Raw genomic sequence first — 6612 nt, forward strand, 5'->3', positions numbered from 1 at the left:
ACCCTGGCGCCGACCGAAGGATCTCCCGTCCCGTGCTCGACGCCCGCCCCGGAGCGCAATCCGTCCCGCCGTTTCCCTCCGTACTCCGCCGAACGCAATCGCGACGGAGAAGTGATCCAGTGAAGAATCCCCGTCCGCCCTCGCGAAAGCGTCATCCTGAGGAGCCGCCGCACAAGCTCTTGTTGGAGCAGGATCCATGGCGGCGACGAAGGATCTTGTGTGCGAGACTCGGGTCTGGCCGTGGTGCACAAGGGTAACCTCCGAGTTTCGCACGCAAGATCCTTCGGTCGCGCCCAAGGTCCTGTGCCGCATCGGGTTTCGCGCGGGCGCTCCTCAGGATGACGCAGTCGAGGCGGAAAGTCGATCCAGCGGAAGACTCTCCCGCATTCCGCCGAACGCGTCATCCTGAGGAGCCGCCGCACAGGTCCTTGCTTCGGCAGGGTCCATGGCGGCGACGAAGGATCTTGCATGCGTGACTCGGAGCCGGTCCTGGCGCACGGGGGCGACCTCCGAGTCTCGCACGCAAGATGAGCCGTGGCGCTTCTTCAGGAAATCACTTCCGCCAGTTCGGCATCCGAGAGTTGCACGGAGTGCTCAGTGTGCTTACGATGCGCCCTCTTCGTGTGTTCTCGTTTGAGCGATCCTCACGTTTAGCGGCTACTGAACTCTTCGAACCCGGTAACTACCGATGAAGACGGTACATGCCCTCACGCTCGCGCTGGTCCTCGTGGCGCTTTGCGCACGCGCGTCTCACGCCCAGTGCACCAGCGAGACGGAGGTGGGCCGGCGCGTTGTAACGGAGTACGCTACGCAATACGGCTCGGAAACGCGGCCGGACGGCGTTCCCATCGTGGACGCATCGCAGATTCGCCTGCTTACCAATCCGAACGACTCTGCGGTGTGCCATCGGTTGTTCCAGCGCTACATGGGCCTGCGGCGGGATCCCGAGACAGCCCCGACTGATCGTCACTGGACCTTCTACCAGGTTGGAAGTCTCTATTACGTGGTGATCACCCGAATCTCCCCGCCGGTACAGCAGACCAGCGAAGGCATACGGCTGCGGCTGGAGTGGACGCCGATCCTGGTGTTCAACGGCAACCTCGACCTGGTCGCCACGGCCGCACGCTGAACGCGGCAGGACCTCGAGCTTTAGCTCTCTCAAGGGACGGGGCGGCTCATCGCGAGCCGCCCCGTCCTTTTCTCGTCCCCGACCTCGCCCGCCGTGACCGCTGCTTCCACGGAGCCTCTCATCCAGGGCGGCGGAATCGTCCCACTCCGCGCGCCCGGCAGAATCTGCCGAGGCGGTGGATTCTTCCCGCCGGGACAGCCGCCCGCCGCAACCGATCAACGCATTCTAAACTACCGTTCTGCATGGGTTTGCGTCGATGAGATACGCGGCGCGGCACGTGGTCCCGTCGTTGCCTTTCCACCGCGCCGTGAACGCGACGCATCCATCACCCACCGACTCCGAGACGATGCCCGAGCTGCTCTCCCGACGCCTCACCGGTGTGCCCCGGTTCGCCCGCTACGGCCGCGTTACGCGCGTCGTGGGACTGGTGATCGAGGCCGCGGGCATCGAAGCGGGCCTGGGCGAGCTGTGCCGCGTGACGGCCCTGGACGAGACGGTCAGCATCCTGGCCGAGGTCGTGGGCTTCCACGAGCGCGGCGTGCTGCTCATGCCCCTGGGCGAGCTGGACGGCCTGCACCCGGGCAGCAGCGTGCAGTCGATGGGCCGCTCGTTCGGCGTGGGCGTGGGGCCGGGGATGCTGGGGCGCGTGCTGAACGGCCTGGGCAACCCCATCGACGGCAAGGGTCGGCTGGAGGTGGTGGAGCGCGTTCCGCTCAGCGCCGAGCCGCCCAACCCCCTGCAGCGCGAGATGGTGGGGCAGGTGATGGAGACGGGCGTGCGCGCCATCGACGGCGTGCTCACCATTGGCCGGGGGCAGCGCGTGGGCATCTTCGCCGGCTCCGGCGTGGGCAAGAGCACCCTGCTGGGGATGATCGCCCGCAGCGCCGCCGCCGACGTGAACGTCATCGCCCTGCTGGGCGAGCGCGGACGCGAGGTGCGCGAGTTCCTGGAGCACTCTCTGGGGCCCGAGGGGCTGGCCCGCTCCGTGGTCATCGTGGCCACGGGCGACCAGGCGGCCCTCGTCCGCGCCCGCGGCGCCATGGTGGCCACGGCCATCGCGGAGTACTTCCGCGACCTGGGCAAGCAGGTGCTGCTGATGGTGGACTCGGTGACCCGCGTGGCCATGGCGTGGCGCGAGATCGGCCTGGCCGTGGGCGAGCCGCCCACCACCAAGGGCTATCCGCCCAGCGTGTTCGCCTCGCTGCCGCGCCTGCTGGAGCGCGCGGGCAACGGGTCCGCCGGCGGCATCACCGGCCTGTACACGGTGCTGGTGGACGGCGACGACTTCAACGAGCCCGTGGCCGACGCGGCGCGAAGCATCCTGGACGGCCACGTGGTCCTTACGCGAAAGCTGGCCGGCGCGGGGCACTTTCCCGCCATCGACGTGCTGGAGAGCAAGAGCCGCGTGCGCGACCAGATCATCCCCGCCGTCCACCGCGAGGCCGCCAACACGCTGCTGCGCATGGAGGCGGCGTACCGCGAGAAGGAAGACCTGGTGCTCGTGGGCGCCTACCAGAAGGGGAGCGACGCCATGGTGGACGCGGCGCTGCAGCTGCGGCCCGACTCGCTGAGCTTCCTGCGGCAGCGGCCCGACGCGCCCACGCGCTTTGACGACACGCGCCAGGCGCTCGTGCAGCTGGGCGGGCGCATTGAACAGATGACCCAACGGAAGGCGACCTGATGGCGTTCCAGTTTCGGCTTCAGCAGGTGCTGGAGATGCGCACGCGCGGGGAGCGCGAGGCGGCCGGAAAGCTGGCCGCGGCCCGCGGCGCGGCCCAGGAGGCCCGCGACGCCCACGCCGCCCTGGAGCAGGTGCGCGCGGCCGGCTCGACCGCCCTGCTGGCGGCGGGCGCCGCGCCCCAGTCCGTGTCGCAGCTGCAGGCCGCCGCGCGGGTGATGGAGCACCTGGACCGGCACCTGGTGGTGAGCGCGCAGACGGCCGAGGCCGCCGAAAAGCGCGCCGACGCCCAGCTGGTGCAGTACCGCGACGCCCTGCGCGACCGCCGGGTGCTGGACCGCCTGCGCGACCGCCACCTGGAGGAGTGGACGGCCGAGGAGGCCCAGGCCGACCGGGTGCAGATGGACGAGATCGCCTTGGCGCGCTTCGCCGCGTCGGCCGCCATCAAGCGGGCCCGCAGCGGGACGGAGGGCTGATGGGCCGCATGATTGCCCTCGCGGGCATGTTCGTGCTGGGCGCCGGCAGCGGCGCGGGCGGCATGTTCGCCTGGCAGCGCGGCCAGGAGCCGCCCCTGGCGCAGCACGCCGCCGGAAAGAAGCCGGCCGCCGACAGCGCCCGCGCCGACAGCACCGCGGCTGATTCCGTGATCTCCGCGCCGGCGCCCGTGCTGGCCCTGGAGGACTCGGCCGCCCTCGCGGCGGACACCGCCGCGCCGCCCGTGCCCGACAGCGTCGCCGCCGTCTTCGACTCGCTGGCCACGTCCGTTCCCGCGCTGGCCGGTGCGCGGCCGCTCACGCCGCGGCGCATCGCCAAGGTGTTCGGCGCCATGCAGCCGCGCGACGCCGCGGCCGTGCTGGGCCGCCTGGGCGATCCGCAGATCCAGCTCGTCCTGGGGATGCTGGGCGACCGGCAGGTAGCCGCCATCCTCACCGCTTTGGGCCCCGATCGCGCCGCCGCCATCAGCGGCGCCGTGCTCCCGACCTCGAGGACCGTCCGTTGAACGTGCTCGCCAACCTGTTCGCCGGCGCCGATTTGGCCGCCAACCGCGCCCGCTCCGCCGCGCCCGACGCCGATCGCGTCGCCGACGCCGGCGAGGCCGAGTCGCTGGAGTTCGCCGCCGTGCTCGCCGGGGCCATGATGCTCCCCGCGCAGGTCCGCGCCGAGGCCCCCGCGACCCTCGGCTTCGGCTTGGCCGGCGCGGGCGAAACGGCGGTGGATGCGGATGCCGATGCGTCCGCCGCGGACTACGCTGCGGCCACTTTGACCACAATTGGCGCGGACGCGCGGATGGTGGACGCAGCCGACCGCACCGCGTCCGGCGCGACGGCGACGCGATTCGCTTCCGCCGATGCGCAGGCTTCGGCCGCGCGCGGCGTGACGGCGGAATCAGCCGCGGCTTCGGCGGGGACGGCGCGGTTCGCGACGGCGTTCTCGGCCGAGGAACTGGCGCGCGTCGCGTCGATGGATGCATCGCAGGTCGCCACCGCGCAGGGCGCCAAGGCCGGATCGGTTGCGTCCGCCGGATCGACCGCGTCTGCTGGATCCGCGCGGTTCACTGCGGCGGCGACGGTGGAGGAGCTGGCGCGCGTCGCGTCCGTCGATTCCGCGCAGTTCGCCGCCCTCCGCGCGGACACGGCGCAGGGCAGCGAACTGGCCGCGTTCGCCGACGCGACGGGCTTTACCTCCGCCTCGTTCCTGCAGGAGCTGGCCGGCGGATCGACCGCATCGCCCGACATCGCGCGGATGGCGGGGCAGGGGACGTGGGCCGGCTTCCGCGCATCCACCGCGATCGAGACGACGCCCGCCGCGGAGCTCGCGCGGGTGACGCAGGCCGCGTCCACCGCATCCGCCAACGCTTCGGTTGATGCGACGGCGCCGCGGGCCGCCATCTCCGCTGATGCCGTTTCGACCCATGCGACGGCGCCGCGTGCTGCATCCGCCACGTCCGCGGACGCCGCTTCGGTCGATGCGATGGCGCCGCGTGCCGGATCCGCCACATCCGCCGACATCGTTTCGGCCGACGCGACGACGACCGGGCGTTCAGCATCCGCCACATTCGCGAATACCGTCTCGGTTGATGCGATGTCGCCGCGTGCCACATCCGCCGACGCCGTTTCGGTCGATGCGATGACGGCGCGCGCTGGATCCACCGCATCCGCCAACGCCGTTTCGGCCGATGCGACTGCGACGTTGCGCGTGGAATCCTCCGAGGCCGGGTCGGCGGACGTGGCCCGCACGGGCTCCGCGACGGCGGCAGACGGAGAAGTGGGCACAGTGGCCGAATCCGCCGCGTCCGGCTCGGCTGAGGGCGCGGCGCGGGTGCGTGAGACCTCGCGCGTGATCCGCGACCTCTCGGCGCTGGACCCGGAGTTCCGCACGCGGCTGGAGCGCGTGATCGGCCGGATGGAGGCCGAGTACGGGCACGAGGTGCAGGTGCTGGAGACGTACCGCTCGCAGTCGCGCCAGGAGCGGCTGTACGCGCAGGGCCGCACGGCGCCCGGGCCGGTCGTCACCTGGACGCTCAACTCCAACCACCGCACGGGCCGCGCGGCGGACCTGCTGATCGACGGCGACTGGAACAACTCGGCCGGCTTCCGCCACCTGGCGCAGATCGCGGCCGAGGAAGGGCTGCAGACGCTGGGCGCCAAGGACCCCGGCCACGTGGAGCTTCCGCGCCGCGCGCGGGGCACGCCGGGCTGGGTGGCATCCGCCGCCGCCGGCGCGCCGTCCGCGTGGGACGACGCGGACCTGCCGGACGCGTCGCCCTCCGCCGCCGCCAAGCCGTTCGCGGCCGGGATGCGGGCCATGGAGGCCATGCCTGCGGCCGCGCCGCAGGTGGACGGCATTGCCCGCGTGGCCCAGGTGGCGCGCGTGGCCGAGGTAGCCCACGTGGCGCAGGTGGCCCAGGTGGCCGTTCCCGGCTCCGCCTACGTGCCCGGCTACGCCGCGCCCATGCCCGCGCAGCCCGCCGTTCTTCCCGCGGAAGGCCCGCGCACGCCGCTGCACGCGGCGCCGTCCCTGGAGCCCGCCGCGCCGCAGTCCGCCGCGCCGGACCCGGCCGCGCCGATGGCCCCGGTGGACGTCCCCGTGGCCCGCGTCCCCGCCGGCGCCGCGCCGCAGCTGACGCAGCCTGCCGGCCGTCCCGCGACGGACCGCGAAGCGCCGGCCGCGACCGACGCCGCGAGCCCCGCGCCCGTCCGCGACGCGCAGCCGGCGGACGCCCGGACGCGCCCGACCGGTGTGGACGCCTCGTCCGCGTCGCGCAACGCCGGCCGTGAGCGGCACGAGGACGAGCCCGCGCCGGAGACGGACGCGACGGAGTCCGCCGCGCCGGCCGCGCCCCGCGAGCGCCGCGGCGACGAGCGCCCGCATTCCGAGCCGGTCGCCCCGCGCCTGGCGGCGGACGTCCGCGGCGCGGCCGCCACCACGCCGGCGGCTCACGCGGGAATGGCGGAGCGCGTGGCGCGCGTCCTCCAGCTTCAGCACGGCGGGCCCGCGCGCATGCTGCAGCAGGTGGTGCTGCGCCTGGACGGCGCCGGTGGCGCGGAGGAGCTGGTGCGCATCGGCCTGAGCGGCACCGCCGTGAGCGCCGACATCGGCTTGGCGGACCCCGCCGCGGCGCAGGCCCTCAACGCGCGGCTCAGCGAGCTCGAAGGCGCGCTGCAGCGCAAGGGGCTGGAGGCCGAGGCCCTGCGCGTCCGCAGCGCCGTGGCCAGCGGCGACGCCGCCGAGGTGGTGCGCGCCCTGGCCCTGGCCCCCGTGGCCGAGACCCTGCGCGCCACCGGCGACGCGCGCCTGCCCACCC

Annotated in this window: 5 protein-coding genes; all 5 read left to right on the plus strand. The window is 73.3% G+C overall.

The genetic code is table 11. The features are described from left to right. The first annotated feature begins 688 nt into the window (after positions 1-688). Complete coding sequence (locus VFZ20_RS00505; RefSeq protein ID WP_329681849.1) at positions 689-1129, plus strand: hypothetical protein; 441 nt, start codon at positions 689-691, stop codon at positions 1127-1129. Between the two features lie 346 nt (positions 1130-1475). Then, entirely contained in the window at positions 1476-2810 is a 1335-nt protein-coding gene (locus VFZ20_RS00510) for a FliI/YscN family ATPase (protein ID WP_329681850.1), read from the plus strand. Beyond that, positions 2810-3283, plus strand: coding sequence for a flagellar export protein FliJ (gene fliJ / locus VFZ20_RS00515; protein ID WP_329681851.1), 474 nt, complete (start codon positions 2810-2812; stop codon positions 3281-3283). The genes VFZ20_RS00510 and fliJ overlap by 1 nt, the downstream gene beginning before the upstream one ends. Beyond that, positions 3283-3807, plus strand: a complete 525-nt coding sequence (locus tag VFZ20_RS00520; protein WP_329681852.1) for a hypothetical protein — start codon at positions 3283-3285, stop codon at positions 3805-3807. Before fliJ ends, VFZ20_RS00520 begins: the two co-directional genes overlap by 1 nt. Further along, on the plus strand, positions 3804-6612 hold a 2809-nt coding region (locus VFZ20_RS00525), incomplete at its 3' end, for a hypothetical protein (RefSeq protein WP_329681853.1). The genes VFZ20_RS00520 and VFZ20_RS00525, both read left to right, overlap by 4 nt.

The organism is Longimicrobium sp. (genome assembly GCF_036280135.1).
GTDB lineage: Bacteria > Gemmatimonadota > Gemmatimonadetes > Longimicrobiales > Longimicrobiaceae > Longimicrobium.